The organism is Rubidibacter lacunae KORDI 51-2, from assembly GCF_000473895.1.
Taxonomy (GTDB): domain Bacteria; phylum Cyanobacteriota; class Cyanobacteriia; order Cyanobacteriales; family Rubidibacteraceae; genus Rubidibacter; species Rubidibacter lacunae.
On the sequence record NZ_ASSJ01000001.1, the window covers coordinates 108,326 to 134,081 of the forward strand.

Annotated in this window: 19 protein-coding genes; 14 read left to right on the forward strand and 5 right to left on the reverse strand. The window is 55.4% G+C overall.

Translation table 11 applies throughout. From position 1 onward, the window contains the following. Positions 1 to 242 precede the first annotated feature (242 nt). On the forward strand, positions 243 to 3,362 hold the full coding sequence (locus KR51_RS00385; protein ID WP_022603732.1) for a DEAD/DEAH box helicase: 3,120 nt from the start codon (positions 243 to 245) through the stop codon (positions 3,360 to 3,362). A gap of 715 nt (positions 3,363 to 4,077) precedes the next feature. Continuing rightward, positions 4,078 to 4,431: a DUF805 domain-containing protein gene (locus tag KR51_RS00390; protein WP_022603733.1), complete on the forward strand. Its 354-nt coding sequence runs from the start codon at positions 4,078 to 4,080 to the stop codon at positions 4,429 to 4,431. A gap of 226 nt (positions 4,432 to 4,657) precedes the next feature. On the opposite strand, the gene KR51_RS17090 is transcribed toward KR51_RS00390, so the two are convergent. Further along, positions 4,658 to 5,344: a hypothetical protein gene (locus KR51_RS17090; RefSeq protein ID WP_022603734.1), complete on the reverse strand. Its 687-nt coding sequence runs from the start codon at positions 5,342 to 5,344 to the stop codon at positions 4,658 to 4,660. 97 nt (positions 5,345 to 5,441) lie between these two features. Next, positions 5,442 to 7,715 carry a cyclic nucleotide-binding domain-containing protein gene (locus tag KR51_RS00400; RefSeq protein ID WP_022603736.1) on the reverse strand — a complete coding sequence of 758 codons (2,274 nt, stop codon included), beginning with the start codon at positions 7,713 to 7,715 and terminating at the stop codon, positions 5,442 to 5,444. Positions 7,716 to 8,027: 312 nt separating this feature from the next. Between KR51_RS00400 and KR51_RS00405 the strand changes: the two genes are divergently transcribed. Then, the gene (locus tag KR51_RS00405) at positions 8,028 to 8,336 is read left to right on the forward strand and encodes a hypothetical protein (protein WP_022603737.1); all 309 of its coding nucleotides are present in this window, start codon (positions 8,028 to 8,030) and stop codon (positions 8,334 to 8,336) included. A 136-nt stretch (positions 8,337 to 8,472) separates the two neighbouring features. Here KR51_RS00405 and KR51_RS00410 read toward each other — a convergent pair whose 3' ends face one another. Next, on the reverse strand, positions 8,473 to 10,326 hold the full coding sequence (locus KR51_RS00410) for a ShlB/FhaC/HecB family hemolysin secretion/activation protein (RefSeq protein ID WP_232214475.1): 1,854 nt from the start codon (positions 10,324 to 10,326) through the stop codon (positions 8,473 to 8,475). Between the two features lie 944 nt (positions 10,327 to 11,270). Further along, entirely contained in the window at positions 11,271 to 12,194 is a 924-nt protein-coding gene (locus KR51_RS00420; protein ID WP_022603739.1) for a 4-hydroxybenzoate solanesyltransferase, read from the reverse strand. 163 nt (positions 12,195 to 12,357) lie between these two features. Between KR51_RS00420 and KR51_RS00425 the strand changes: the two genes are divergently transcribed. The 7 genes from KR51_RS00425 to KR51_RS17100 all read left to right on the forward strand — a co-directional run bounded on the left by KR51_RS00425 (position 12,358) and on the right by KR51_RS17100 (position 18,391). Continuing rightward, complete coding sequence (locus KR51_RS00425) at positions 12,358 to 13,926, forward strand: Ppx/GppA phosphatase family protein (protein WP_456300040.1); 1,569 nt, start codon at positions 12,358 to 12,360, stop codon at positions 13,924 to 13,926. Between the two features lie 918 nt (positions 13,927 to 14,844). Beyond that, the gene (locus KR51_RS20025) at positions 14,845 to 16,137 is read left to right on the forward strand and encodes a cell wall hydrolase (protein WP_022603741.1); all 1,293 of its coding nucleotides are present in this window, start codon (positions 14,845 to 14,847) and stop codon (positions 16,135 to 16,137) included. Between the two features lie 233 nt (positions 16,138 to 16,370). Further along, positions 16,371 to 17,024, forward strand: a complete 654-nt coding sequence (locus tag KR51_RS00435) for a hypothetical protein (RefSeq protein ID WP_022603743.1) — start codon at positions 16,371 to 16,373, stop codon at positions 17,022 to 17,024. 94 nt (positions 17,025 to 17,118) lie between these two features. Next, on the forward strand, positions 17,119 to 17,487 hold the full coding sequence (locus tag KR51_RS00440; protein WP_022603745.1) for a transposase: 369 nt from the start codon (positions 17,119 to 17,121) through the stop codon (positions 17,485 to 17,487). A gap of 34 nt (positions 17,488 to 17,521) precedes the next feature. After that, positions 17,522 to 17,686, forward strand: a complete 165-nt coding sequence (locus KR51_RS20030; RefSeq protein WP_022603747.1) for a hypothetical protein — start codon at positions 17,522 to 17,524, stop codon at positions 17,684 to 17,686. Then, positions 17,683 to 18,015 (forward strand): integrase catalytic domain-containing protein, encoded by a 333-nt coding sequence (locus KR51_RS17095; RefSeq protein ID WP_051357987.1) that lies wholly within the window; start codon positions 17,683 to 17,685, stop codon positions 18,013 to 18,015. The genes KR51_RS20030 and KR51_RS17095 overlap by 4 nt, the downstream gene beginning before the upstream one ends. Next, a complete protein-coding gene (locus tag KR51_RS17100) occupies positions 17,990 to 18,391 on the forward strand; it encodes an integrase core domain-containing protein (protein ID WP_051357988.1) in 402 nt (133 codons plus the stop codon). Before KR51_RS17095 ends, KR51_RS17100 begins: the two co-directional genes overlap by 26 nt. Before the next feature lie 467 nt (positions 18,392 to 18,858). Here KR51_RS17100 and KR51_RS00450 read toward each other — a convergent pair whose 3' ends face one another. Further along, on the reverse strand, positions 18,859 to 20,448 hold the full coding sequence (locus tag KR51_RS00450) for a tetratricopeptide repeat protein (RefSeq protein WP_022603749.1): 1,590 nt from the start codon (positions 20,446 to 20,448) through the stop codon (positions 18,859 to 18,861). Positions 20,449 to 20,726: 278 nt separating this feature from the next. On the opposite strand from KR51_RS00450, the gene KR51_RS00455 reads away from it, so the two are divergent. From KR51_RS00455 to KR51_RS00470, 4 genes are all read left to right on the forward strand, one after another. Beyond that, positions 20,727 to 20,966 (forward strand): hypothetical protein, encoded by a 240-nt coding sequence (locus KR51_RS00455; RefSeq protein WP_156914889.1) that lies wholly within the window; start codon positions 20,727 to 20,729, stop codon positions 20,964 to 20,966. A gap of 708 nt (positions 20,967 to 21,674) precedes the next feature. Then, positions 21,675 to 22,355 (forward strand): 7-cyano-7-deazaguanine synthase QueC, encoded by a 681-nt coding sequence (gene queC / locus KR51_RS00460; protein WP_040654598.1) that lies wholly within the window; start codon positions 21,675 to 21,677, stop codon positions 22,353 to 22,355. Further along, positions 22,342 to 22,914 (forward strand): GNAT family N-acetyltransferase, encoded by a 573-nt coding sequence (locus tag KR51_RS00465; RefSeq protein WP_232214476.1) that lies wholly within the window; start codon positions 22,342 to 22,344, stop codon positions 22,912 to 22,914. Before queC ends, KR51_RS00465 begins: the two co-directional genes overlap by 14 nt. Next, positions 22,911 to 25,703: a phospholipid carrier-dependent glycosyltransferase gene (locus KR51_RS00470; protein WP_022603756.1), complete on the forward strand. Its 2,793-nt coding sequence runs from the start codon at positions 22,911 to 22,913 to the stop codon at positions 25,701 to 25,703. The genes KR51_RS00465 and KR51_RS00470 overlap by 4 nt, the downstream gene beginning before the upstream one ends. Positions 25,704 to 25,756: the final 53 nt, after the last annotated feature.

Here is a 25,756-nt window from a genome sequence, read left to right on the forward strand (position 1 = left end):
GCTGTACTCGCTGTCGCCGCGGGCACTCCCCCGCCATGGGTTACATGGGTTGGCCGACAGCAACTGCCAACCAGGCGCGATTGCGGCGCGCTAGGTTAGGGGAACTGGCGCGGCGACTGCTAGCGTTCCGACCCGAAAGAGGGTTGGTTTTGCCGTTGGCGCTCGCTGCTGCCGCGTGCGATTGACTCCTACCGAGTCGCCACCCCTTCGACTGAAAAATTGACTATCAAACGCAACGCGCAATGACCATCGAGCTACACGGGAGCTGGATTTGTGAAGAACAGCCGGGCTATCTCTTTATTTGGGGAGAAACCTGGCGAGCCCTCGGTGACGACCCCGACGAGGCTGCACCCTCTCTCGAGCACCCATATGCTGCTGACTATCGGGAGCTAAACGCATTCTGGCGCGATCGCGGTTTGCCACTGGCCGAGCTGTTTGCCGACGAGCTGCTGCAGCAAACGCGCGTGCTGGGACTGCCAACTTACGTGGCAGCCGATGGCGAGCCCTTACTGCCCTTACTGGCCGGCGATCGCGGAGCGACGAACGGCAACGAGACATCTAGCGCGATCGCGCTGCATCCGTGGGTGGTCGATGGCATTCGCTTGCGTCCCGGGCATGCCCTGCAACTGTTGGACCAGCTGCCGCTCGGAGGCGCGGATCGCGGTTACCTCGGCGGCGACCTGCGTTTTTGGACCCATGTCAATCGCTGGAGTTTGGATCTACTAGTGCGCTGCAAGTTTCTGCCGGGCGTGCGCGCGCGCGCAGACCTTTTCGCCCAAGGCTGTTGGCAACCACTCCTCGACAGCGCGATCGACCAAGCCCGCCTGCAGCAATTTATCCACGCGATGCCGGAGTCCTGCCGCGTCTATACCGAGCCCGCCCCTATAGACGCGCTCGACCTGTTGCTGAATTTTCTCTCGGCAGCGGTGGACGCGCGGGCGCGGGCGATCGCGCCGCGCCGCATCCCACCCGTGCGCGATCCCAGCCTCAATCGCTGGCTGCCCTCGCTGACCCGTGCCTCGGGGTCATTTGCACTGGAGTCGCAACCATTCCAGCGCCTCCACAATGCACTCGGGACTTGGACGCAGCCGGTTCAAGGCTATCTTGGCGAGCAGGTGCTCGTCACTGCCCAGAATCCCTTTCGTGCCGCCTTAACGCTGGAGCCGCCTCAGGCCGGTCAGGGCGATTGGCTGTTGCACTTCGGACTGCAGGCACTAGATAACGAGCAGTTAGTGCTGCCAGCCGAGACCATCTGGCAGCATACCGGTGACGAACTGACGATCGGCAATCGCACCGTACTACACCCCCAAGAGGTGCTTTTGAAAGGATTGGGCGTAGCAGGGCGGATTTACGCCCCCGTAGCTGCCAGCTTGGATGCCGCCCACCCCTGTTCCTGCAGACTCGACCCGATTCAGGCCTATGAATTCGTGCGCGCGAAGGCTTGGCAGCTTGAAGACAACGGCATCAGCACGCTCTTACCCCCCGGGCTGGCTCCGGGGTCGGGCGAGCGCCGTTTGGGATTAAAAATCCGCGCGGGTAAGCCGCTCGAGCGCCACAGCGCGGGGTTGGGCAGTCCGTTGAACTTCGATTGGGAGCTAGCTGTAGGCGATCGCAGCCTGTCGAAGTCGGATTTCGAGCGCTTGTTGGCAATGCAGTCGCCTTTGGTGGAAGTCGATGGTGAATGGGTGGCACTACAGCCGGCGGACGTCCGCGCCGCTCAGAGCATGTTGGCATCGCACAATGGCGATATGCAACTGTCTTTGGCCGACGCGCTGCGCTACGGGAGCGGCGAGTCACAGCTATTAGGCAAGTTGCCGATCGTCGACTTTGAAGCCTCGGGTGCCCTACAGCGTTTATTCGACAATCTTGGCGACAGCAAGGCACTCGATGAAATTGCACCGCCGAGTGCACTTCGCGGGACGCTCCGACCCTATCAAGCCCGAGGCGTCAGCTGGCTGACGTTTTTGGAAGAGTGGGGCTTGGGTGCGTGCTTGGCTGATGATATGGGTTTGGGCAAGTCAATTCAGGCACTGGCATTTCTTCTTCACTTGCAAGAGAATGACGGTCTCGACAGACCAACGCTGTTAATTTGTCCCACGTCAGTGTTGGGAAACTGGCAACGGGAAGCACGGCGTTTTGCTCCGAGTCTGCGCACGCTCGTTCACCACGGTGACAAGCGCAGTAAAGGTCAAGCTTTTATCAAGGCAGCGCGTTCCCAGGATCTCGTTCTGACGAGCTACGCGATTGCCCAGCGGGATGCAAAAACGATTCAGAAAATCCGATGGCGCGGGACGATCCTCGATGAGGCGCAAAATATTAAAAACCCGCTCTCGAAACAATCCCAAGCAGTTCGGCAAGTGGACGCAGACTTCCGCATAGCCTTGACAGGCACCCCTATTGAAAACCGCTTGTCCGAGCTGTGGTCGATTCTCGATTTTCTCAATCCCGGCTATCTCGGCTCGCTACAGTTTTTCCAGAAACGCTTTGCTCGTCCGATCGAGAAGTACGGCGATCGCGATTCGCTGCAGATCTTACGATCGCTCGTGCAGCCGTTTATTTTGCGCCGAGTCAAAACCGACAAGAGCATCATTGCCGACTTACCCGAAAAAGAAGAAGCCAACGTTTATTGCGGGCTGTCGGTCGAACAGGCCACGCTATACCAGACGCTGGTGGATACGGCAATGGATGAAATCGACCGCGCCAAAGGAATCGAACGACGCGGCAAGATTCTGGCACTGCTGATGAAGCTCAAGCAGTTATGCAACCATCCCGCACATTTTTTGAAGGAGGCGGCGATCGAGAAACCGCAGCGCTCGGGCAAACTATTGCGCTTGACTGAGATGCTAGAGGAGATCGTTGCCGAGGGCGATCGCGCCCTCATATTCACGCAGTTTTCGGAGTGGGGTAAATTACTCAAGCCGTTTTTGGAAAAGCAGCTCAATACCGAAGCGATGTTTCTGTATGGCGCAACGCGACGCGATCGCCGCGAAGAGATGGTCGAGCGCTTCCAAAACGATCCGTCGGGACCGCGTATTTTTATTCTGTCTTTGAAAGCTGGCGGAACGGGGCTAAACTTAACGCGCGCTAATCACGTATTTCACGTCGATCGTTGGTGGAACCCGGCCGTGGAAAATCAGGCAACCGACCGCGCGTTTCGCATCGGGCAAAAGCGTAACGTGTTGGTGCACAAATTCGTGTGTACGGGCACGCTTGAAGAGCGCATCGACGACATTATCGAGAGCAAGAAACATCTTGCCGAGCAAACTGTGGGCGACGGGGAAGACTGGCTGACCGAACTCGATACCGAGCAGTTGCGCGACCTCGTGCTGCTCGATCGCAACACGATTATCGATGAGGAGTAACGGGACGGAGCCGACCCGCACCGTTCTTCGTAAGAATTTAAACCCGTACCCTAGACAGGGCACCCGATCGGTTTTTCAGCCCGATCGCAGGTCGATTTTTACCGCCAGACCACTCCCATTTGCATCCTGCGGCAGACTACTTTGTCATGGCAAACGCATACCAGTTTCGACTTCACGATAGAACAGTAGTTTCGGCGATGGGGGCACCAGAACTCAGCTTTCTGTTCTCAACAAACCCGGATTGAGCCGCTTATATTTAGAAAACCGAGCCGAGATTCGAGTATGCGTTTGCCCGAACTACTCTGACGCCTGGCACCCTCGTCTACTATACGAACATTTAAAGATAAGTCTGTTACGAACTGTTCTAATTACAGATACCCTTCAAGACGATGCGATTCCCTGACAGAGAGGATCGCAAGCGTTTGCAAGGAGATCCCATGGCCGGTGCGAGGGTCCGAGGATTGGTCTACAATACCGTCGTGCGTGAAGCTCTCAACTAACACTGTTGGCAAGAGAGGCGTGCTTTTGAAAAGACGCAGCTTAGAAAAGCAACGTTTCGTGCGACCTCAAGGCAACAAATATTGTCACGAACGGCAATTGCCTTGAACGAGCGTCATGGGCTTGCTATTGCATTGACTGGGTTAGGGAAACGCAACGTTCCTCGCAGCTTCACTCGCATAGCGCAACTAAGTTATCGGCACGAATAGGAGGAACCTTGGAATATTACTTGACTGCTCTGCGGAAATATGCGGTGTTTAGCGGACGAGCTCGCCGTAAGGAATATTGGTACTTCGTCCTTTTCAACTTCTTGATTTCTTTCGGGCTTGGCATCATCGATATGGTGTTGGGTTTGGCCGGGGAAGGTTCGGGTTTTGGTGTGCTCGGTGCTATCTATGCGCTAGCTGTTTTGGTTCCCGGTATCGCAGCCACGGTCAGGCGGTTGCACGACACGGGGCGCAGCGGCTGGTGGATCTTGATTGGCTTTATTCCCCTGGTCGGCACAATTGTACTGATCATTTTCTTGGTCGCTGGAAGCGAGTCCGGACAGAACCAGTTTGACGCAGCTTAGCTCCGATTACACGTCCCGGTTTTCCCTCCCAGCCCCCGCGCCTAGTATTTGTCCAGAAAATACTAGGCGCGCACATGACCCTTATGTAACATGGCATTGGAACGAAGCTGTAATTCGAGAGCCAAACCGAGTTCTAATGGTCTTTTTAGCAACTGCACCGTCGAAAGAGTTCGATCTCTAGTCCGACCGCCAACCCAGGTAGAAAACGGGTCAGTGTCAACGGGTTCTAAAAATTCGGGAAGTTATACCCGATTCCAAGCGTGAGTCCGACCGAGGGGTCGTCGTCGAGGAAGCCTACGCTGAGCGTTGCATTTGCCGTTAGGCGCGACGGCAGCGGGACGTCTAGTCCACTCGTGAACAAGAAACCGATATCGCCGTCGTCTTCATCCGTTTCTGTGGTGAAGGCCAAGCCGCCGCCCAAGAAGGGCGTGACGGCCTCATTCTGACGAAATGACTTGCCAACAATGGGAAAATCCACCGTGACGGGGACGAGGACTGCGGTGCGACTGCCGATGACGATCGCCGGTCGAATCGATACGGGCGTTGGCTGAATGCGAATGCGGCTATTGAGTGCAAAGCCGCCTTCAGCTCCTAGTGAGGCATCGCCGCTCAATCCGATGTGACCGCCCAGCCCAATGTAACTGGGGTTGCGAACGCCGCGTCTTACCAGTCGTTGCCGCCTCCCCCGAACGCCGCCTCGGGCAACCTCAATGGGGTCTACGTCCAGGGCTAGGGGTGTGATTGTCGTTGCAGCCGTACCCGGAACGGGCAATTGACCGGCTGCCGAACGCTTAGCAACGAGCTCGATGTCGACAACCCTCTCGGATTCTGCCGACTCAGCCTCCGCAGGGACTGGAAACGACAATACACTCGTAAACGCGATCGCCCAAACGGTGGTGCTGCGAACTATCACTCTTCAAGCCTCCCGTGCCCGTTAGCGATCGCAGTGTAGCCCAAAACGTTGGGGGATCGATTGACAGCGGCACCGGACAGAACCCGCGGGGAGGCACTCAAAGGCGAGTAGGCGGATCTGACGGGAGTGCGACTGCCCAACTCAAGACAAATCGATGGCAGGTCAGTGCCAGCTCTGGGTCGAGAGCTTCCATCCGGGATAAGGCCCGCATTGTCAGGCGGTACAGGCGACTATCTCGCTCCGCTACGGCATCTGTACTGTGAGATTGCGCGCGGTAAAGGTCGTTCGCACCGAACAGCGTTCCCGGCTCGTACACGCAGACGATCCGCCAGCGATCGTCGGCCTCGGCCACTTGCAAGCTGATACGACCCGTTTCCAGGAAATACAGACCGGTTGTTTCCTCGCCCCTACGGAACAGGCGATCGCCAGCAGTCAGTCGCATCGGCTCCAGATAACCCATGAAGCGCATGGCATTGTCGTCATCGGCGAAGCGCTGTTTGAGTTGCTCGGCCAGAGGTAAGAAACGTCGCTCCTGCGGTGGGGCTGCCATCAGCAACTCGTTTTCACACCAGCCCACCGCTTGAGCAAGGTCGGGAAAGAGCAGCATTGCCTCTGACTCTGCATCGACTGCACCAACTGTTTCAACTGCATCGACGAGGTGACAGCCGTTTTTCCGCAGGATGTATTGACCTGCGGGCGATAATCCGGAGACAATTGCCGTCCAGTTCCGGCGTGCTGCTAAGTGCTGTAGCTCCCGACAGTAGCGCACGGCGGCCGAGTCGAACTCGATCGCCGCCCGAAAATCCACGATCGCGTACGCTAGCGGCTCGCGATCGGGCGCTCGTTCCCGTTCGTACAAATGCTCGAGCACTGCGTATACCGTGCCGGGAAACAGATAACCGCGCAGCTCGGCTGCATAGATGCAATCGGCGCGCGTCCGTAAGAGTGTCCGTTGGTGTGGCGGTCGCAGCACAACACTGGCATCGCTGGGACCGAATTGTTGCGCTTCCAGTCGATCGCGATGGCGCGCGCGCGCGGCGCTCGCGACGACGGTCATGACGAGTCCGAGTGCCGCACCGGTAGGAAATCCGAATACGACAATAGCTAGGGCGATTGCCAATTGCAGCGCGTAGTCACCTGGCAACAACCGCGCCCGCGTTGCGATCAGCCAGTGCTCGAGAATTTCAATTCCTAACAGGATCGACAATCCGCCGACAATCGGCCGCGGGCAGACCGACAAAATGCTCGGCAGCTGCGTTGCCGCGATCGCCAACACCAGCCCAGAGAGTATGCCCGTTAGCCGCCCGCGGCCGCCATACTGCCGCGCTTCTAACGACTCATCGGCTCCATGGACGCCCGTTCCACCCGTGCCGAGCCCTGCCAGCAGGCTCGCGCAGCCCGCTACCCGCAACTCGACGTCAAGATCGAGGTCCCGGCCGGCCGCCAGGTTTAATTCGTCGAGGGCGATCGCAACTGCCAACACGCTTATCCCTGCCAGTGCAAGGACGAGTATTGCGTTTTCAGGCGTTGCCAGCGCTTCCCAGTTGAAGCGCTGCCAGCGGGAGAGCGGCAATAGCAGCGTGCCAACTCCATTGGCATCGTCGGTAGCAAATGGACCCAGCAGCCAACCAACCGCCCGTGCCTCGCTCACAGGCACTTGTAAGAGCAGTAGTAGCAAGTAAAACAGCCCGGTTCCGATAAGTGCGCCGAGTCCAATTGCCAACTTGCGGTGGCGGAATCGACTCGACTCCAGAACTGCGAGAGCAAATAACAACGCAGTCAACCACTGCCAGATCGCTGGGGCCTGAAGTAGCTCGCCGAGTCCGTCCCAACGCAATGGCAGACCGGTTGCCACCAAAACGCCTGCCCGCACCAATAGCCAGCCGAGACCGGCGAACAACCCACCGATCGGCGGTGAGGGCACGTAGCGCGCTAAACTCCCAACCTTGCCGAGACCTACTGCCAAGGCAACCGCACCACTTGCTACCGATGCCAGGGCAATTGCACCCGCTACTGTTGATACGGCATCTGCCCCCTCAGGGGCGACCGACAGCTGTCTGTAGGTCGCGCTGGCAACCGCACCGAGCAAAACCACTTGCTCCGGCCGCACGACCGCGATCGCACCCGCCCACTGGCTGCCGAGGGCGATCGCCGTGCGGGCAATGGCCGTACTGAAGAACACCAACAGGACGCCCAGCGGTAGCAGCGGCTCCAAAGGTCCACCGAACAAATCAGCTGCCAGGGCAAGTGCTGGCACGATTGCTGCCAGGCCGCTCAGCCCCCCGGCGATCGTGCTGGCGAGCAACTGTGGGGGTCTTAGTTCTGCTACCAGGCTCGCGCACAAGCGCGCGCCGTACTTGCCGATCGCCATCAGCCCGATCGCTCGTCAGTCGGTACAATCTCTCACAATACACCTTATGTGTTGTGGACCAGCGGCATGTGATGTGGACCAACGGCGAGAGCTAACCCCTTCGGTTCCCGCAACCCCTGGCAACTGTTTGACTAACCCTTTCCCGCACAGTCGGGAGCCTCCGTGCTGGCATGCGGTTGCACCCCCGGCTTGCTTCAGAATCCCCGATACTAAATCCCCCAGATTGCGGTTCGAGTTAGATTGCAGCATCCCCCGCAGCACCCATCACTGAAGATTTAGATACAGCAAGTCATTATGCGGACTCGATCTGAAATGTTAAGTACCCTCGTCAAGTCACTGAGCGTACTCGCGATCGCCGCGCTCTGGATATTGATGGTTACAGCACCTGCCGAAGCTGCCTTCTGTCGGACGGTTGCCGGGCACTCGATCTGCATCCTCGACATCAAGCGCAGCGCTAAATATCACTGGGAATATCGCGCCCGTGTCAGCGTCGATGGCAAAAAGCGTCCCTTTGAGGTTTATAACTGCCGCCGTCGGATACGCGTGCGTCGCGACGGCCGGATCGTCCCCTTCGATGACGACGGAGTAGGAAACTCGATCTGCAGTTTGCTCGCGCGCTGAACGACCCGCGCTCGCATCCGTCGCTACTGTTGCTTTGCGGGCGTTGTTCCGCCGCCTGCTCTCAGAACTTGTCAAGCTGTCGAATGCCCCTGGTTGCGATATTTTCGCTTGCGGTTTTAGGGGCATTAGCGTCTGACTAGAACCCATAGCCGATGCTGAAATATAGCCCGTCGTCTTGGATGTTGTCACCCTCAGCATCGATATCGACCAGCGACACGCCGTAGTCGAGGCGGAGGTCTAGATTGCGGATCGGCTGCCACAAAAATCCCGTCCCGATCGCGGCGATCGCGGTGGTGTCGGAACCAATGTCATTGGGATTGTTGCCGGCATTGAACACGGCACCGGCGTCAAAAAAGGGTGCGATTTGAAACACTGGTTCGCCGGCATCGTTGAGAGCGACCGTAATGCGGTTTTCGAGCGACAGCCGAACCCCGCCATCGGCGGCAAGCACGTTCTCCCGGTAGCCGCGGACCGACTGACCGCCGCCAATAACAAATTGTTGCGACGGCAGCAGGCTGTCCGGCGTCAGTTGCATATCCAGTTGCGCGATCAACAAATGGCGGTTGCCGATCGTCTGTACGCGCTGTGCTTGGCCCAACCAACTGAAGAAGCGACTGTCTGGAATCGGTTGGTCGTTTGTGGTTGCACCGAATAGCCCCGTGCCAACCGCGAACTGCGATCGCAACGCCCATGCCCCCGTCGGCGATCGACGGACGTATTCCTGTCCGAAATTAAAGACGCTGGTGCTGGACATACCGTCCTCATCAGGACCGAAACCGAATGGAGTCGGGATGTCGGACACAAAGGTTTGTCCGTTCTGATAGGTGAAGCCGAAGGTGAGCGCCAGTTCTTGGCGTGGCGTCCGAATCAGCGGTTGGCGAAAGCTCGCTTCGACGAGCTCGAAGTCGCCTTCGATCTCGAAGTCGTCAAACGGATCTTGTACGACGGCATTCCGTCCCACTACGCCGCGCAACTGCAAGGTTCCGTCGCGGGGATTGAGGGGAACGCGATAGGCAATATCGAACGATTCCGCACCGTTGCGAAACGTGCGATCGTACTCGAACAGCCAGTAGTCGCCCGCACCAACAAAGTTGCGGACGCCAAAATTGAGTTCGAACTGCTCGGAGCCAATGCTCGGTGGCGAATAGTTGTTGACGTCGATGCTTCCGAAGAGGCGATCGGCTTCTAAGATCCGCACGTCGATGATGCTTTGACCGAACCCTTCACCTGCCCGCAAGCTGGCTTCGATGTTTTCGAAGATCGGATCGAGGCGCAGGACGCGCAGGCGATCCTCGAGTTTACCGACGTTGAGGGGTGCGTCCGCGTCGAGGGCAATGCGCGATCGCACGTAGCTTTCATCGAGGCGGCGCGTCCCTTCAATGATTATTTCCTCGACCCCACCCTCGATCGCGCGGATTTCCACCATCCCGCTCGGGAGCGTAGCTTCCACGACAACTGCCCGGGAGGTGAGATAGCCCTGCTCGATATAGAGTGCGGTAATCGCATCGGCAGCGGCAATTAACTCCGCGCGCGTCGTCGTCCCCACGAGCGGCTCGACAATCGCGGCAAAATCTTCTGGTTCGAAAACGGTACTGCCGATAACCTCGACACTCACAACCTCGACTGCAATGGCGTCGGCATCGGTGGGGGGGGTAACGGGCACTACTGGCGGCTCGACATCGGGAGCGTCGTCCGCTTCGGGGAGTGGAGCGGGCAGTTGCGGTTGCTGTTGTTGTAGAAAACGCTCTTGCGGTCGATCTCGGACCTGCGCGAGTAAATCCGTTACCGTTAAGTCCGCCACCGGGACGGCCGCCGCCAACGACTGCGTCGACACCTCGACAGTTGCAGCGATCGCCTCGCGATTCGGACCGATGCTCAGCACAATCCCCGCACAGAACGGCGCGCAAAATTGCGCAACAGATGCCCCCCTGTAAATCCATCGAGAGCCGCGATCGCTCATGCCCATATCCCACAATTCGGACGGAACCACGCGGAAATTATGGCACGCTCCTTGCACGAAATCCATCATTCGAGTCGGAATTGCTCGCTCAGCTTGAGAACGTCACTAGGTCTGAATGCACGGCCCGCTCGCTCGAGATCGAACCTGAAGCCAGTTTGTAAAATATGTTTAAGCTAGCATTATGCTGAAAATCCATGCTCCACATCGAGCGAGTGTTGGAGCACCCGTTAGGGTAGATAAAATCGGAAGGATTGAATCTAGCCACACACCTTTACAGACCTAAGTATCAGACTCCGATTTGTCTCTCCGGCACCCGACTCCTCGGGACTCTCTCAAACTAGACTGCATCCACTGCAAAATCCCTCCGTTCTATTAGAGGCTGTTTGAAAAGTTGACTTGCGCGAAGTTAGGCACATGCCTCTTGACTAGGGAGCAGGGCTTTCGGAGCTTTTCTACGGGTAGCTCGGGGCAGTCTGGTACCGAGCTGGACCCTTTTCAATCAGCCTCTAGGATTCTGCTCGGATGCATCGCAACTTCTCCAGAAGGTTTCTGCCAAATTGTCTCGGTATTTCTACTAGCTCTAAAATGAAATATGCAATTAGAGCAGGATAGATCTGCTGCTCGATTCCACTGGCATTCTTTGCGATCGAGTGTCCGGCTTTAAATGCATCTTCGGGAATTTCCACAATTGCCCAATGTGTAAAAAAATTCGATATGGGCTCGTCAGGATTTTTGTGTAAACCCTCAGCAGAATTCAAGCGCGAACTGTTGGTGACAGGGAATTTCTGCCAGTCCCTCGAGGGCAATAGAAAATCACTCCAGACTTGGAAATTAGCAGATTTCGAGCCTCTGAACCGCGAACGTTTCTAGCTTCAATACTTCCAATCCGGAGGGTGCTAGTGCTGACACTCGCTCTGGACGACACCTCTCGCGGTGTATGGGTTTGCCACGAACCCTCTACAACTAAGGGAACCCTACCAGATCGAGCCTAGAAATACGCCGGCCAGCAAAGTAAATCCGATCGCGACGTTCTCGCGGAAAACTTGTCCGTACAGTCTCGGCGGCACCCGCGGTCGGCTCAGCTGCCAGCACTCTCGTATCCATAGCGCTGAGGCGATCGCCCACGTCGCCCAGAACGACACGTGCAGGTGCATGACGATACCCTCGGCGGCCAGCAAGAGTGACGTCCCGGCAAAGAACGCGCTCACGGCAGCAACGACGCGATCGCCGAAGAACAACGCGCTGGAATTGATTCCGATGCGCCGGTCGTCCTCGCGATCGGCCATGGCGTATACCGTATCGAAGCCGAGCGTCCACAGCAATGTCGCGCCCCACAGCAGCCACATGGGCGCTCCCGAGCACTGCCACAGCCACACCTGCCCGTCGCACGCGATCGCGCTCCAGCCAATCGCTACTGTGAAGCCCCAGGCGATCGACAAGACCAACTGCGGCACCGGGAAGAAACGCTTCGCCAGGGGATAACACACGATAACCGGTACTGCCGCCACGCTCAGCATGAAGCTCACCCGGTTGAGGTACAGCGCCGCCACTGCCGCGCAGGCCAGTGCCACTCCCGCCACGACGATGCCCGTGCGGACCGACAGCGCCTTCGACGCCAGCGGCCGCGATCGCGTGCGTTCTACTTGCGGATCGATCTCCCGGTCCCAGAGGTCGTTGATCGCGCAACCGGCTGCACTCGTCGCCAGGCTGCCGAGCAATATTACGCCCACTAGGGGCAGCGGCGGCGTCCCCTCCGCGGCCAGCACCACCGCCCACAAGGCTGGAATCGCCAAAATCAAGCGCCCTGCCGGTTTATTCCACCGCAGCAAGCGGACGATGCTCAACCACGTCGGTTCTGGAGTGGATGGCAACTGTGAAGGTAATCGACGACTTGTCATAACGGCTGCAAATGGGCGGTCTTAGGAGACGAGAGACGGTATATGGTGAATAAACGACTCGATCCTAACTGCAACCGACACCGCGCGCATGACCGAGACTCTCTTTCGCATTCAATCCCAAGCGCCCAGGAGCAACCCTGCCCTCCTCGATCGCGATCGCGTCATGGCCGCCATTGACGTCGGCACCAACTCCATCCATATGGTGGTCGTGCGCGTCATGCCGTCGCTGCCGGCTTTCAACATCATCGCCCGCGAAAAAGATACCGTCCGCCTCGGCGATCGCGACCCAAAAACGGGCACCCTTACCCCCGCGGCGATCGATCGCGCCCTTGCCTCTCTCCGCCGCTGCCACGACCTCGCAGCTGCTTTTAATGCCGAACAGATTGTCGCCCTCGCCACCAGTGCCGTCCGCGAAGCGCCGAACGGCCGCGACTTCATCCAACTCGTCCGGCGCGAACTCGGCATTACGATCGACTTGATCTCTGGACAAGAGGAAGCCCGGCGGATTTACCTGGGCGTGCTCTCGGCGATGGAATTTAGCGATCGCCCCCACATCATTGTCGATATTGGCGGCGGGTCTACGGAGATCGTGCTCGGGGACGGTCGCGAACCGCGCTATCTCAGCAGCACTAAAGTCGGAGCGGTGCGGCTCAAACATCGCTACATCACGAACGACCCGATCGCCAGGAGCGAGCGCCGCACCTTGGAAACGTATATTCGCGGCCAGCTCGCCCGCGCGACCTCAGAAGTTCGCGCTCGCTTGCAGCCCGGTGAAAAGCCGACGCTCGTTGGCACCTCGGGTACGATCGAATGTCTGGCAAATCTGCACGCTCGCGAAACGCTCGGCATCGTGCCCAATCCGCTGCAGGGGTACGAGCTCTGTCGCGAGGACCTAGATGCGCTGGTCGATCGCCTGGCTGACATGACCGAAGCCGAACGCCTGCAGCTGCCTGGCATGTCCGATCGCCGGGCGGAAATCATCGTACCGGGGGCGTTGGTGCTGGTCGAAGCCATGCGACTGCTCGACCTCGATCGCCTGGTCGTCTGCGAGCGAGCACTGCGCGAAGGGGCGATCGTCGATTGGATGCTCGCCCACGGACTGATCGAGAACCACCTCCGCTTTCACAATTCCGTCCGCCAGCGCAGCACGCTCAACATCGCTAACAAGTATCGCGTCGACATCACCCACGGCGAGCGGGTCGCGCGCTTTGCCTTGAGCCTATTCGACCAAACCCACGGCAATCTCCATCAATGGGGGGCAGAGGAGCGCGAACTGTTGTGGACGGCAGCAGTCTTGCACAACTGCGGCATCTACGTCAGCCACGACGCCCACCACAAGCACTCCTACTACCTGATTCGCAATGCCGAGCTGATGGGGTTCAATGAAACCGAGCTGGAACTCGTTGCCAACATCGCGCGCTATCACCGCAAAAGCAAGCCGAAAAAGAAGCACGAAAGCTATAGCAATTTGCCCGGCAAGCGCTACCGCGAAATGGTAGACCAGCTCAGCGCCTTGCTGCGCCTGGCTACGGCGCTCGATCGCCGGCAAATCGGCGCGATCGCGACCGTTCGTTGCCAGTACGATGCTAAGCAACGGGGGTTACACATTCACGTGATGCCAGCCCGCGCGGACGACGACTGCGAGCTGGAGTTGTGGAGCCTGAGCGAGAAGAAAGCAGTGTTTGAAGAAGTATTCGACATCGCTGTCGAAACGGCTATCTGCGTGCCTTAAGCACAAGACTGTTGGCTAGAACTTGCATACGATCGCGGGCGCTCTCTCCAACGGCTCTCCTGAAGTGCGCGATCGCGGTTATTGGACTTTGGACAAAATGGGAGCCCTGGATCTGAACCGACAATCCCTCAAATGTCTGCAAAACAATTTTTGGGAGCTGTAGCTACGCGGCGTCCGAGATGGCAGCGGGAAATATTTGGGAGTTCGGCCGGGCCGACGAGCTCACCCAACTCCCAAATAGTTCAAAAGCTACACCTCATCAGGGTTAGGAAACTGGGCGATCCGTCAGCTGACCGCCTCAGTCGAACATCCATTTGTACAAAGTCCAGTAATCGAGAGTCAGCAACCGCGAGATGCCGTGCAGCTAGTCGAGCGTCAAAGCGGCACTGACTCGGCTGAATGGGACGCCAGCGGTGGCGAATAGTCAGTATAAAAAACGACGCACTCCGCGGATACCACTGGCTTCTGTTCTGAGATGTTATCGAACAGGGGACTGAGCAGTCCCATTTACCTCGATTCGCAGTGTTCATCCCAGAAGAATCGAGCGAGTCATCAAGTCCCATTGCAACAGCAAAATTGTGGAGAGGAGTAAATCAATCAGACATATGGAAGTGGTATAATATGCTACAATAACCTGATTGCTTCTGACGATTAGATTATATTCCTTGAGGGACTTTCGCCTTTCAATATTCAGATTCTAGTTCGATTTAAGAGTTGTTTCGGAGACTAGACTGTTTGCTTGCGAGCGGTTATCATGATATCAATTAATATATTGCGTCTCTTACCCAGTGCAGGAACCTACGGTATGAACGGAATCCTCTCAGATTTCCGAATCTGCAGCAGCTCGCCTGCTTAACAATATGCTGATTTGGGATTCATGTCGAATGAGAAACTTGGTATTTTTTTGGAGGAACATAAGTGGGTCAATCTATTAGGGCATTGGTAAATACAGTTGCAAAGAAAGAGCCTATTGACTCTTTGCATCTTGAAGGCAATCGCAAAACAAATATCCTTGCAGGTTGGGTATGTCCTATTCTTGACTCTCAAGGGGCAGAGAATAATCATGTGAAAGTCAACCTGGGATTTAATGCGGGAATCTGGTATTTCTACAAGCCTCACATCCAACTTTATGGCTCAATGCACGCTAGTGGAACTCTGGCCGAAAAGGTAGTGGCTTGCTGTGAAGAGAGAGATTTTCCGCTAGATAGAGAGCCAGGGGAAATCAATATTATTGGTATTGAAGGAATGCACCCAAATGGTGAATTTAATCTCGATCAAAATGACAAATGGAATGATACAGTTGCGATACTAACCTTTCGAGAAGGCAAGCCTCATTTTAATTTGCTTTGTAAAGCAACTACTGAACCTGGTTATCACTATACTCACAACACCGAAATCCATGAAGGGGTTGCTCGATTGGACACAGGGTATCATCATAATTTATGGCAAGTTGGTCAACATCGCGGTTATGAGGCCCTGGCTCAAAAGGGAAACTTGGCTCGACTTGTACGAGATGCCAACCGCGATTATCTGAGAAATGACACCACTTCTTATGAGCGTTTGAGAGGGATCAATCTTCACACTACTAAACCAGGATTGGCTTCGCCTGACACTATCGGCAAATGGTCGGCAGGTTGTGTTGTCATATATTCTCCTAAAGAGTTCTTGCAATTCATGGAACTTGTTAAGGGGAGTTCTCAGTTCAGAAGGTATTCCGATTTTGCTTTTAGTTTCATTCTGATATGGTCTCGTTGGTTAGAGCAAACACCTAGACCTATAGAGCCAGTTCCAACAGTCTCAGATGATTATGATGTTGATATTGATGTCTTAGCACGCACTATTTGGGGAGAAGCCAGGGGGGAAAAACGGTTAGGGAAAACTGCCGTTGCTTGGGTAGTTCGCAATAGAGCTTCTAGATCACCTTCTTATGGTTGGCCACCTACCATCCGTCAAGTCTGTCAACAGCCATGGCAGTTTAGCTGTTGGAATGAAAACGATCCTAACCGAGATAAGCTGCTAACAGTAAACGTGTCTAATAGCGAATTCAGGGAAAGTCAAGAGATTGCCAAGAAAGTTCTCAATGGGGAAATACCAGATCCCACTAACGGAGCCGATCACTTTTTTGCTAATTATATCTCAACCCCTGATTGGGCAAGGGGGCAAAGCATAGTTGCTGAAATTGGTGTTCATCTTTTTTATCGGCTAGTTTAGAAGTCCAAGTTTTTCAGAGAGAATGGGAAGCGATCAGCTTTGCGTACTAGTTTCTTGCAATTGCTAAGTTGGCTAATTTAGCTACTGCAGATGACACTCCTAAGTTACCTCAGTCTTCACGTATTATTTTTGAAGGGATTGGATGCGCAACTGAGTGGCAGATTTCAGGATTTCTTCGAATAGTGTTCCTTTTCCGTTTGTGTTTAATTGAATATATACATGTGAGGTAATCTATGACTACACAATTTGAGAAGTTGCTAGAGAATGTGATACGTGAGGTTAGTTTCCTGACGATTGCGGATACCAGATATGTTCCTGGAGCGTTGTTAGAGTCTCAAAATGTTGATAGATTTACAGATAGGGTGCAAAGCTTTCTTGTCCCAGATTTTTTCCAACAAAGTGATTTTAGGACTGTGCTTTCTGCAAGCAACTTTGCTCTTGCCCATGCAGCAAGTACATTTAGAGGCATAGCAGCATTATCTCTGCTATCTTTTCTAGGATTAAAAGTCTCTACGAATAGGCATTTTGAGGTATCTATTACTGTTGAGGAGGTCAAAGTGCGGCATTATGAAAATCCTGACATGGGTTTGGTGGCATTTGAAAGAGCATTCCTCCAATTCAAAGAGAGAGACGAAGACACCTTCAGACTATTGAGAGATAGATTTCTGGTGTTCTCATCATATTACGCTAGCCGATTTCGCTTAGAATTCGCAGCTGGATCGGGGTTGGAAGGAGAAGTTGAGTTTGACAATAGTAGTGTTTCTGTTGAAGCTGGCGCTGCCATTGAGAGACAAGCCGATGTAATTTTGGTGAGTAACAATATTAGTGTCCCTTTTGCTGTTAGTGGCTATAGGGTTACAAAGAGGGGAACTATTCTCGAATCCTAGCTTATGGGCACCCCTCTGTGTCTACCTAGGACTAGACAGGCACCTGCGCAGATAACATAGACCGTAGGGCGGGTTACTCAAGGAGAAAACCCCCTTGCCAAAGCCAGCCACTGACCCCTTGCCCGATAACCAATTCAAGCTAGAACCAGCTCTCGAAAAGCGCACGCGTCGCACCTTCAGCGCCGAGTACAAACTACGGATCGTTCAGGAAGCTAACGCTTGCCAACACGGCGAACTGGGAAGTTTGCTGCGACGCGAAAAGCTTTACCACAACCAAATTCAACAATGGCGTCGCGAGTTCGACCAAGGCGGCACCGCCTCCCTGTCTAAGACGGCTCCGGGTCCCAAGCCCCAACTCACCAGCGAGCAGAGTCAGATTGCCGCGTTGGAGAAGAAGATTCAACGACTCGAGCATCAGCTCCAGCTCAAGGATGATTGCCTAGCCCTACAAAAAAAGCCTTAGCGATGCTCGCGCACCAGGAGAGCGAGGGCGACGCATGAATCTGCTCGTAACCCACAAACCCGAGCGGTTGCCATTAAGCCTGGCCTGCCAGCAGTTGGATCTGAACCGCAGCAGCCTTTTCGCGCGCCGAGACACAGCGAAGGTGGCAACAGCTAGGGGGGTCAAGTGTCTCCGAGAGCGCGACAACCGCGCGCCTTGAGCCCAGCCCCCAATCAGGTCTGGACGTGGGATATCACCAAGTTGGCGTTGAGCCAGAAAGGAGTCTATCTCTCGCTGTACGCGATCGTCGACTTGTTCAGCCGCTTTGTCTTGGCTTGGATGCTGTCACGCAAGGAAAACAGCGCCCTCTCCCAACAACTGATGTGCGAGGCGATGGCGCGCCACCCCCATGCGACCGACGCGCGGACGATTCACCAAGACCGAGGCGCGCCGATGATTGCCCGCAACTTCCTGGAGGTCATCAGCGACCTGGGGGGCGACCGCCAGTCACAGCCGCCCGAGAGTGAGCAACGACAACCCATTCAGTGAGAGCCAATTCAGAACCCTGAAGTATCAGCCCGACTACCCCGGACGCTTCGAGCATTACGCCCAAGCCGAACGGTGGTGCCAGGACTACTTCGAGTGGTACAACTACAGCCACCATCACAGCGCCCTGGAGGGCTTTACACCGGTCCAAGTGTTCACCCAGAGCTATCGAGAGCTAGCCCGGCAACGGGAGCAGGTGATGAGCGCGGCGTTCGAGGTACACCCGGAACGCTTCGTGGGTGGGCGACCCAAAGTCAAACTACCGCCGCAAGTGGTGGCCATCAACCCCATCTATCGAGAAGATGGCAGTATCGAAACCGAGACTGGTGTCAATTTCCCCACGCTCGACGCTGCCAAGGAGACAACTAAACTACATTAACTAAAAACCACGTGTACAAAACTGGTTGACAACTTCCGTCTCCGCAGCGACAGCGTCAGGCGCGGAAGCTGCTCTGAGAGAGGGAGATGGGAGCAACCCTAGCTTTAATCAAGAATTGCTATCAGTATCAGGCGCATTGTTTTCGACTCTATCTGAGCAAACACCGTTTGCGCATACTACCCAACAACAAGTATCTGCAAAGTGAGTAGAGATGTGCCATCTTCTCGGGGGGAGTGGAGTCAAAGGTGAAGCAAATTGACCAGGGGTTGAAAATTTCAGAGGCAATATTGAGGCGGACAATGTACCACAAGTGCTGGGACATCGATGCACCTACCTCAACAAACAGCTCTGAATTCTATCCTTAGAAGGTGACACGTACCCATCTAGAACGAGCTGCTCAAAAGACTAATTCCCCTGCCCATCAAACCGAGAAAAAATACTTGTAGAATGACTGTAAATGGTAAAAGTTAACGAAAACTCCTCAGAAAGTTCTTGAATTCAGGAATTCCTCGAATAGAATTGAAATCCTCCTCATCCTCAATGAGTTTTGCCACATCAGGATTTATGTCTATGGCTTTCTTCAAGTTTTGAAGAACCTTCTCAATCATGCCTCTCTGGGCATAATAGCAAGCTAAATTATACAAAGCAAGTGTACATTCTTCGTCAATTTTAAGTGCTTCTTGATAAGCTTCAAGCTCCTTATCCTCATGTTTGAGATAATAATATGCGTAGCCCATGTTAGAGTAAGCAACAGCAAATCTTGGGTTAAGGGAAATAGTTTTACGAAAACATTTCAATGCAGTTTCTGCTTTCTCTGCGATTTCCCGAACATTAAATTCGCTTTCATCGATTTGAGTTATTATCGCAAAGCCCTTATTGTTCCAGCCTATTGGATTACTTGGAGCTGTTTCAATAGCCTTATCAAAAACTTTTATAGCATTTTCATATTCCTTTTTCTTGGCTAGTGCCAAACCCTTAAGGTTGTAGGGCATAAAGGAATACTCATTAATCTCCAGTGCCTTGTCATAGAAGCATATTGCATTATTTAATTCGCCCTTTAGATTGTAAATCGCTCCAAGGTTTACATAGTCCTTTGATCTCAGAAAAAAGAAATTATTTGATTCAGGAATATCTGCCAGAACCTTTTCTAAAAAAATATCCAGACTTTGCGGCAATGTGTTATCAACTTTTTTTAGTTTAGCCAGTATTTCATTGACTCGTTTTTCAATAGTTTCAAGTATTTTTTCGCTCGAAAATGTATGCTTGCTGTAAGTTTCATCTATCCTCAATAGGTACGTTTCAGGAATAGTATCGAGAATCTGCCTGACGAATTGGATAGTAGTGCTTAATGCTCTCGTTTTTTCGAGTTTTTCTTGCGCTGAGTCAACTTGCTCTTGTAATTCCTGGTAAGCGTTTCTTCTAAGGCTGTTGGTTAGGTAAACTCTAGACCAGAGATAGCCAATGAAGAAGCCACAAATGGAAAAGTAGATAATTACAGCTGTAGTATAGCTGCGTACGGCATCTGCGGAGATGCCTGATGCACCACTAAAAACTGGTGAGATGCCTGGAAGGACACTATTTTTGTAAAATCTAAGAATTGGCTCGATTTGAGTTAAACCAACTCCTACCAGTATTTTAGTTAACCAGTCAGAGATCTGTTCTAGGTTTGTATTCGCTTTAATCAAATCTGAATTGTTTTTGCTGGTGCTATTCTCGGAAATGTCTTCCCTGTTATTGTGCTTCTCGATATTGAAATTGGACTCTATGGTGCGAGGCACTCCAAAGAGAAACCCTACCAGTCCTCCCAATAATAAGCAACCCCCTCCGACAGTTGCGGTGGTGCCAAAGAGCGCCATGATATTTGAAGAACATCTTCCAATATTTAAGATGTGACTACAATTGTGGCTAACAGTATTTGCATTGCCCAGTGCATAGAAGAAAATAAAGATAAAGCCTATCAAAACTAGTATGAATAAAGGAAATATTGCTCGCCAGAGCTCAAGAGAGTCATCGTCAGACAACAACTTGTCCACAGCCAGCCCCAAAATTTTTTTCACCAGCTACTCTGTCTCCTAAAAATGTGCTTTGCTCAGATTTGCTGTCTAGGTAAATAGATTCAACGTTTTCTACCATCAATAAACATGTTTGTCAAGCGCTTCGTAAATTCTCCTTGCGTAAATGCATGCAGATTTCTGCGTCACAATCGCATTAGGGTTCCAATTTTCTGGAGTGCTTGAACTTAGCTCCCCGCTGTCATCAAGTCAATACCGAACCTCACTGATTGCGAATGAAGTACCTGGAGAGGTTTTCAGCGTAGTATCCGCGAGACCTGCACGTGATGCAGGTAGGTGGAGCGGGAGCGCTGCAAGTGCCGGAGAACGGAATATTGCTGTTTCAGCCTGCTTACAATCCCCCAGATGAATCCAATCGAGCGGTGCTAGGTATGGATAAAGAGCGGAATGAAGTGGCAGACCTGCGGCAACTTGGAGGAATTACGAAGGAAGGTCAGGAAGTGGCTGCAGCAGGCGGGACGGGATCACATAACCTTGCTGACCTGGTGGCGGTGGCTCATTGACCACCTATTAGTTTAAGAATTTTAAGGAATTGATATGAGTGTGGAATGCGGCCGGTCAATTGGTCCGCAGAAGAGCGCTATCTGAAAAAAACTCCTTTAAGGGCAGAACTCGAGATCGCTAGCCGATGCCAGAAAACACAAGACGCCGAGCAGCGGGTCTAGCTGCAACAGGGCACCGACTCGTCCGGATGGGCTCAGGTCGGTCTGCAAGCTTACAGCAAATGAAGACTCTAGCGAAAACACATCGAGTGGCCCAACTCAACTGCTTGTTGTTGACTGGATAAGCTTACAGATAGCGCTCTAAGTCGACCGACTCTCGAGCATGATGCAATTGTTAATGGGTACTGCCCTAGACCGCAAATAGTTTGTCACGAAACGTGCAAATGTTCTACGGCTAGCAACCGAACTCTGACAAGTTGGCAAAGGTGCCGGGGCGATCGCAAACACGCTATTCGTCCCAGTCTGCCATAGTTACCGTTCCGAACTAAAACTCCAGTTGGTCGAACTGCCGCCAAGGAATGCACTCTCAAGAGCATTCCTTGGCGGCGTTGCCAGCAGGGACAGGCCTCGAGGCAACTGGAGGCAAGTGCTAGCAATCTTAGCCGCTAGCAACCATCTCGACATGGAATTGCAAGACTCGAAACCCGCCGGCCGGCGATCGCGGTTACGATGCACGTTAGGCTGCAGGTGAAGACCGCCCAAACCGCTATGAAAGCTGTCGTTTTACTGTCAGGCGGACTCGACTCCTCGACGGTGCTCTATCGAGCCCGAGCCGATGGCTGGGACTGCTACACCCTGGCGTTCGACTACCATCAGCGCCACCGCTGCGAATTGCGTGCGGCGGCCCAAATTGCAGAGGCTGCCGGGGTTTGCGAGCACCGCGTTGTGACGTTCGACCTCCGGAGTTGGGGCGGCTCGGCGTTAACCGACGACGCGATCGCCGTGCCCGAGGCGCGATCGCTCGACCAGATGTCGGCAAGCATTCCCGTAACCTACGTCCCCGCACGCAATACGATTTTTCTGAGCTTTGCCCTCGGGTATGCCGAAGCCGTCGGCGCACAATGCGTGTTCCTCGGCGTCAACGCCCTCGATTACTCCGGCTACCCCGACTGCCGGCCGGACTACATCAATGCCATGCGCGCGGTGTATCGACTCGGAACCCGACAGGGACGCGAGGGCGAAGCGATCGCTATTGCCGCGCCGCTGATCGACTTTAAAAAAACCGAGATCGTTCGTCTCGGCAACGAGTTGGGCGTACCGTGGGAGCTAACCTGGTCCTGTTACAAGGGCGGAGACGTCGCCTGCGGCGTTTGCGATTCGTGTCGCTTGAGGTTGGCCGCGTTTGCGGAACTGGGTTTGCGGGATCCGGTATTGTATGCAACGGAGTGAGGCGATCGCGCCTACCCACCAGCCGTCGCGATCGCAATTGCGGTCGGAGCAGAACGTTTCGTGCGTGCTGCCAGCAACCCAGTGGAGAAGTGCCATGTCGGAACCGGAACCGGACCTGCAGCTGGCGATCGCGTCCTACAGCGATCGATCGTCGGAGATCGATGCCATCCGCCGGGTCGTGTTCCAGGACGAGCAAGGCGTTGCCCCGGAGCTGGAATTTGACGGTCGCGACGATGCTGCCACTCACCTGCTGGCCTACTGGCACGGGCAGCCGGTAGGCACCGCTCGCGTGAGCTGGCCGGACCCGCAGTCCGCAAAAATCGAGCGACTGGCCGTCCTGGCAGCGGCCCGCGGTCGTGGCATCGGTACGCAGCTGATGCAGCAAGCATTGCAACTGGCCGCAGAGCGAGGCGCGCGCGTTGCCGTCGTCCACGCGCAAGCATACGTCAAAGTTCTCTACGACATATTGGGATTCGTGCAGGTCGGCGATCGTTTCGACGAAGCCGGACTCCCGCACGTCAAGATGACCAAAATGCTAACTTCACCCTCGCCCGCATGAAGCGCTTCGCAGTCTGGCGCGATCGCCTGAGTCGTTCGCCGATCGCTGTTTTAACCGGACTGTGGCTGCTAACCACAGTGGTAGACGGTCTGTGGTGGTGGCGCGATCGCCGGCCGCCGGCCTGGGATCAAGCGGATTATCTCAATGGCGTGGTGGCCTACTGGCACGCCCTGCAAGCGCCGCACTGGTTCCAGCCGGACTGGTGGGCGCAGTTCTGGCAGCTGACGACGAAGATTCCGCCGCTGACCTACATCATTGCCGCACTGCCCTTCGATCGCCTCGGGCAAACTGCAGACGCTGCCACCGCCGTACTGACGCTCTTCAACGGGCTGCTGCTGATAGCGGTATACGGCGTGGGCGTGCAACTGTTCGGTCCGCGCACTGGCTTGTGGGCAGCAGGGATCTGCACCTTGCTACCTGGGTTGTATCGCTATCGCACGGAATTCTTGCTCGACGTGCCGGTGGCAGCCGCTGTGGCGTTGGGGCTCTGGCTGCTGACGGCCTGGCGCGTGCGATCGCAACCCGGGACGATTGCCAGCGCGCGCTCCATTCGCCCCGCACTCGCCTGGTGGCTGGCGCTCGCGTTGGGATTGGCGTTGGGGTCCGCAATCTTAATCAAGCAAACGGTGTTGTTGTTTCTGTGCGTGCCGATCGCGTGGCTGTTGGTAGCATCGCTGTGGCAACGACAGTGGCAGCGCGTCGGGCAACTGGTGTTGGGAGCGATCGTGGCAGTGGCGATCGCTTATCCGTGGTACCGCACGAACTGGCTGCTGGTGCTGACCGGCAGCAAGCGCGCGACCCTAGATGCGGCGATTGCGGAGGGCGATCCGGCCCTGACCAGTCCGGAAGCCTGGCTGTATTACTTGCAAGTGCTGCCGTTGTTGCTTTCGGTGCCGCTGATCGTCGTCCCCCTGGCCGGGTGGCTGCGCGCGCTCTGGCGCGATCGGGCCAAACCGGCAGGGTCCCCACATATAGCCGCGGCCTGGCGGTGGCTGGCGGTGTTACTCGTTGGCGGCTACCTGCTCTGCTCGCTCAACGTCAACAAGGACGCCCGCTACATCTTGCCATTGCTGCCGGTACTATCGATCGTACTGGCGCGGGGACTGCTGCACTGGGGCTGGCGCGTGCGCTGGAGCGCGATCGCACTGTCAGCGCTGCTGATGGTATTGAACCTGTTTCCCCTCAACATCCCTTTCGGGGACGCGCTCGTCCAACACCTGAGCCCGCACGTCCGACACCATCCCGACCGCGCGTCCTACCCGCATCGCGAGATGGTTGATGCAATTGTGGCAAAGACGCCTTACCTGCAAGCAACTTTGGGCGTGTTGCCCTCAACCCCCCAGATCAATCAGCACAATGTTTCGTTCTACGGAGGGCTGGCAGATTATCGGGTTTACGGGCGTCAAGTGGGCATCCGCGAGCGTGAAGTCGAGCAGGACGCGCGATCGCTCGACTGGTTTCTAACGAAAACCGGCGATCCGGGATCGGTCCCTGCCGCTCGGGCTTTGATATCGCAGCTCGTCACCACCAGCAGTGACTTTGAGACGATCCGCACGTGGGTGTTGCCTGACGGCAGTTCCTTGCACTTGCACCACCGCCGCCTCCCGTCCGCCACCGTCAAGGCCCTTGCCCCGCCGGACGGCCGAGTGCTAACACCAACTCCCGCCGAGCCCGGAACGCGATCGAGCAAACCCATTAAGGAAAAGGCTGCCGTCCCACCTGGCGATCGCCTGCGTTTGGCGCGCGTTGAGTTACCCGAACGCCTGCCGCCCGGCACGCCCGCGCCGGTTGTCTATGAATGGCGAGGCTCCTGGGATGCTTTGCACGACAACATTATCTTGGTGAGCTGGCATCGGGTGGGGAGCGATCCGTTGAGTTGCCCGCAATCGCAATGCTGGGTTCACGACCGCGCGATCGCTGGCGGCTTCTTACACGCGGGGTCCGAGATACCGTCGGGTTTTTGGGAAGTGCGAGATCGCACAGCCATGTTGCCGCCGGCCGACCTCATACCTGGCGAGTACGTCCTTGCGGCATTTGCCTGCAATCGCGTTACGAGCGAACTCGCCCCACTCCCGGTTCCACCGGCTGTTGTCACGATCGCGCCCGATACGGCTCCCGTGCCGGCTCCAGAACTGGATTTACCGACGCAGTTTCGCGAGCTGGCGCTATTGCTCCCGGCCGGCGAACCGGCGCTCGAGCGCGTCTTTACCGAAATCGCTCGCCTCAACCAATACGACCCAACTCAGGATTATCTCCAGCAAACTGCCCTCGCCCTCACCCAGCGCCTACAAGCCGATCCGCAGCGACGCGATCGCGCCTATGCCCTAGGATTAGCCCGAGCCTTACAACAAAATCCCCGGGATGCGATCGCGGCCTTCGAACGCGTCACAGGCCTGGACTCGCAAAATCCCTACGCCTTTGTCTACCTGGCAGCAGTCAATCTTTACGACTGGCGTACCGGCGCTGCCCGCCATGCGATCTCGCGCGGGCTAGAACTTGCCCCCGATTTACCCCTTCTGCACGCCCTCAACGCCGTAGCCGCCCTCATGCGAGGAAATCTTTTGGGGGCCTGGCAATCCGGCGATCGCTATTTGACTGTATCGGCAACTCACCTGCCTGCGCGATCGCTAGCACGGGCTGATACTCCCATCAACGAACAATCGAGGGGAGTCCTGCACAGTGAGGGTAACGCAGGCGTAGAACCCTCACTTAGCTATGCTCCCAACCCAGCACGAGCACACACTTCAGGACTACCACAGTCAAATTTCCCCGCACCAGCAAGTTTCTAGCGCACCACAAGAGTCTATGCATGCCGGTGCAGAATTATCTTTCTGGAAAGTGA

What these genes read in the sequence shown, in the direction of transcription:
- KR51_RS00385 (WP_022603732.1), top strand. Translation starts at nt 243, where the DNA reads ATGACCATCGAGCTACACGGGAGCTGGATTTGTGAAGAACAGCCGGGC.
- KR51_RS00400 (WP_022603736.1), bottom strand. Translation starts at nt 7,715, where the DNA reads ATGGCGATCGGCAAGTACGGCGCGCGCTTGTGCGCGAGCCTGGTAGCA.
- KR51_RS00405 (WP_022603737.1), top strand. Translation starts at nt 8,028, where the DNA reads ATGTTAAGTACCCTCGTCAAGTCACTGAGCGTACTCGCGATCGCCGCG.
- KR51_RS00420 (WP_022603739.1), bottom strand. Translation starts at nt 12,194, where the DNA reads ATGACAAGTCGTCGATTACCTTCACAGTTGCCATCCACTCCAGAACCG.
- KR51_RS00425 (WP_456300040.1), top strand. Translation starts at nt 12,358, where the DNA reads ATGGCCGCCATTGACGTCGGCACCAACTCCATCCATATGGTGGTCGTG.
- KR51_RS00435 (WP_022603743.1), top strand. Translation starts at nt 16,371, where the DNA reads ATGACTACACAATTTGAGAAGTTGCTAGAGAATGTGATACGTGAGGTT.
- KR51_RS20030 (WP_022603747.1), top strand. Translation starts at nt 17,522, where the DNA reads ATGAATCTGCTCGTAACCCACAAACCCGAGCGGTTGCCATTAAGCCTG.
- queC (WP_040654598.1), top strand. Translation starts at nt 21,675, where the DNA reads ATGAAAGCTGTCGTTTTACTGTCAGGCGGACTCGACTCCTCGACGGTG.
- KR51_RS00465 (WP_232214476.1), top strand. Translation starts at nt 22,342, where the DNA reads ATGCAACGGAGTGAGGCGATCGCGCCTACCCACCAGCCGTCGCGATCG.
- KR51_RS00470 (WP_022603756.1), top strand. Translation starts at nt 22,911, where the DNA reads ATGAAGCGCTTCGCAGTCTGGCGCGATCGCCTGAGTCGTTCGCCGATC.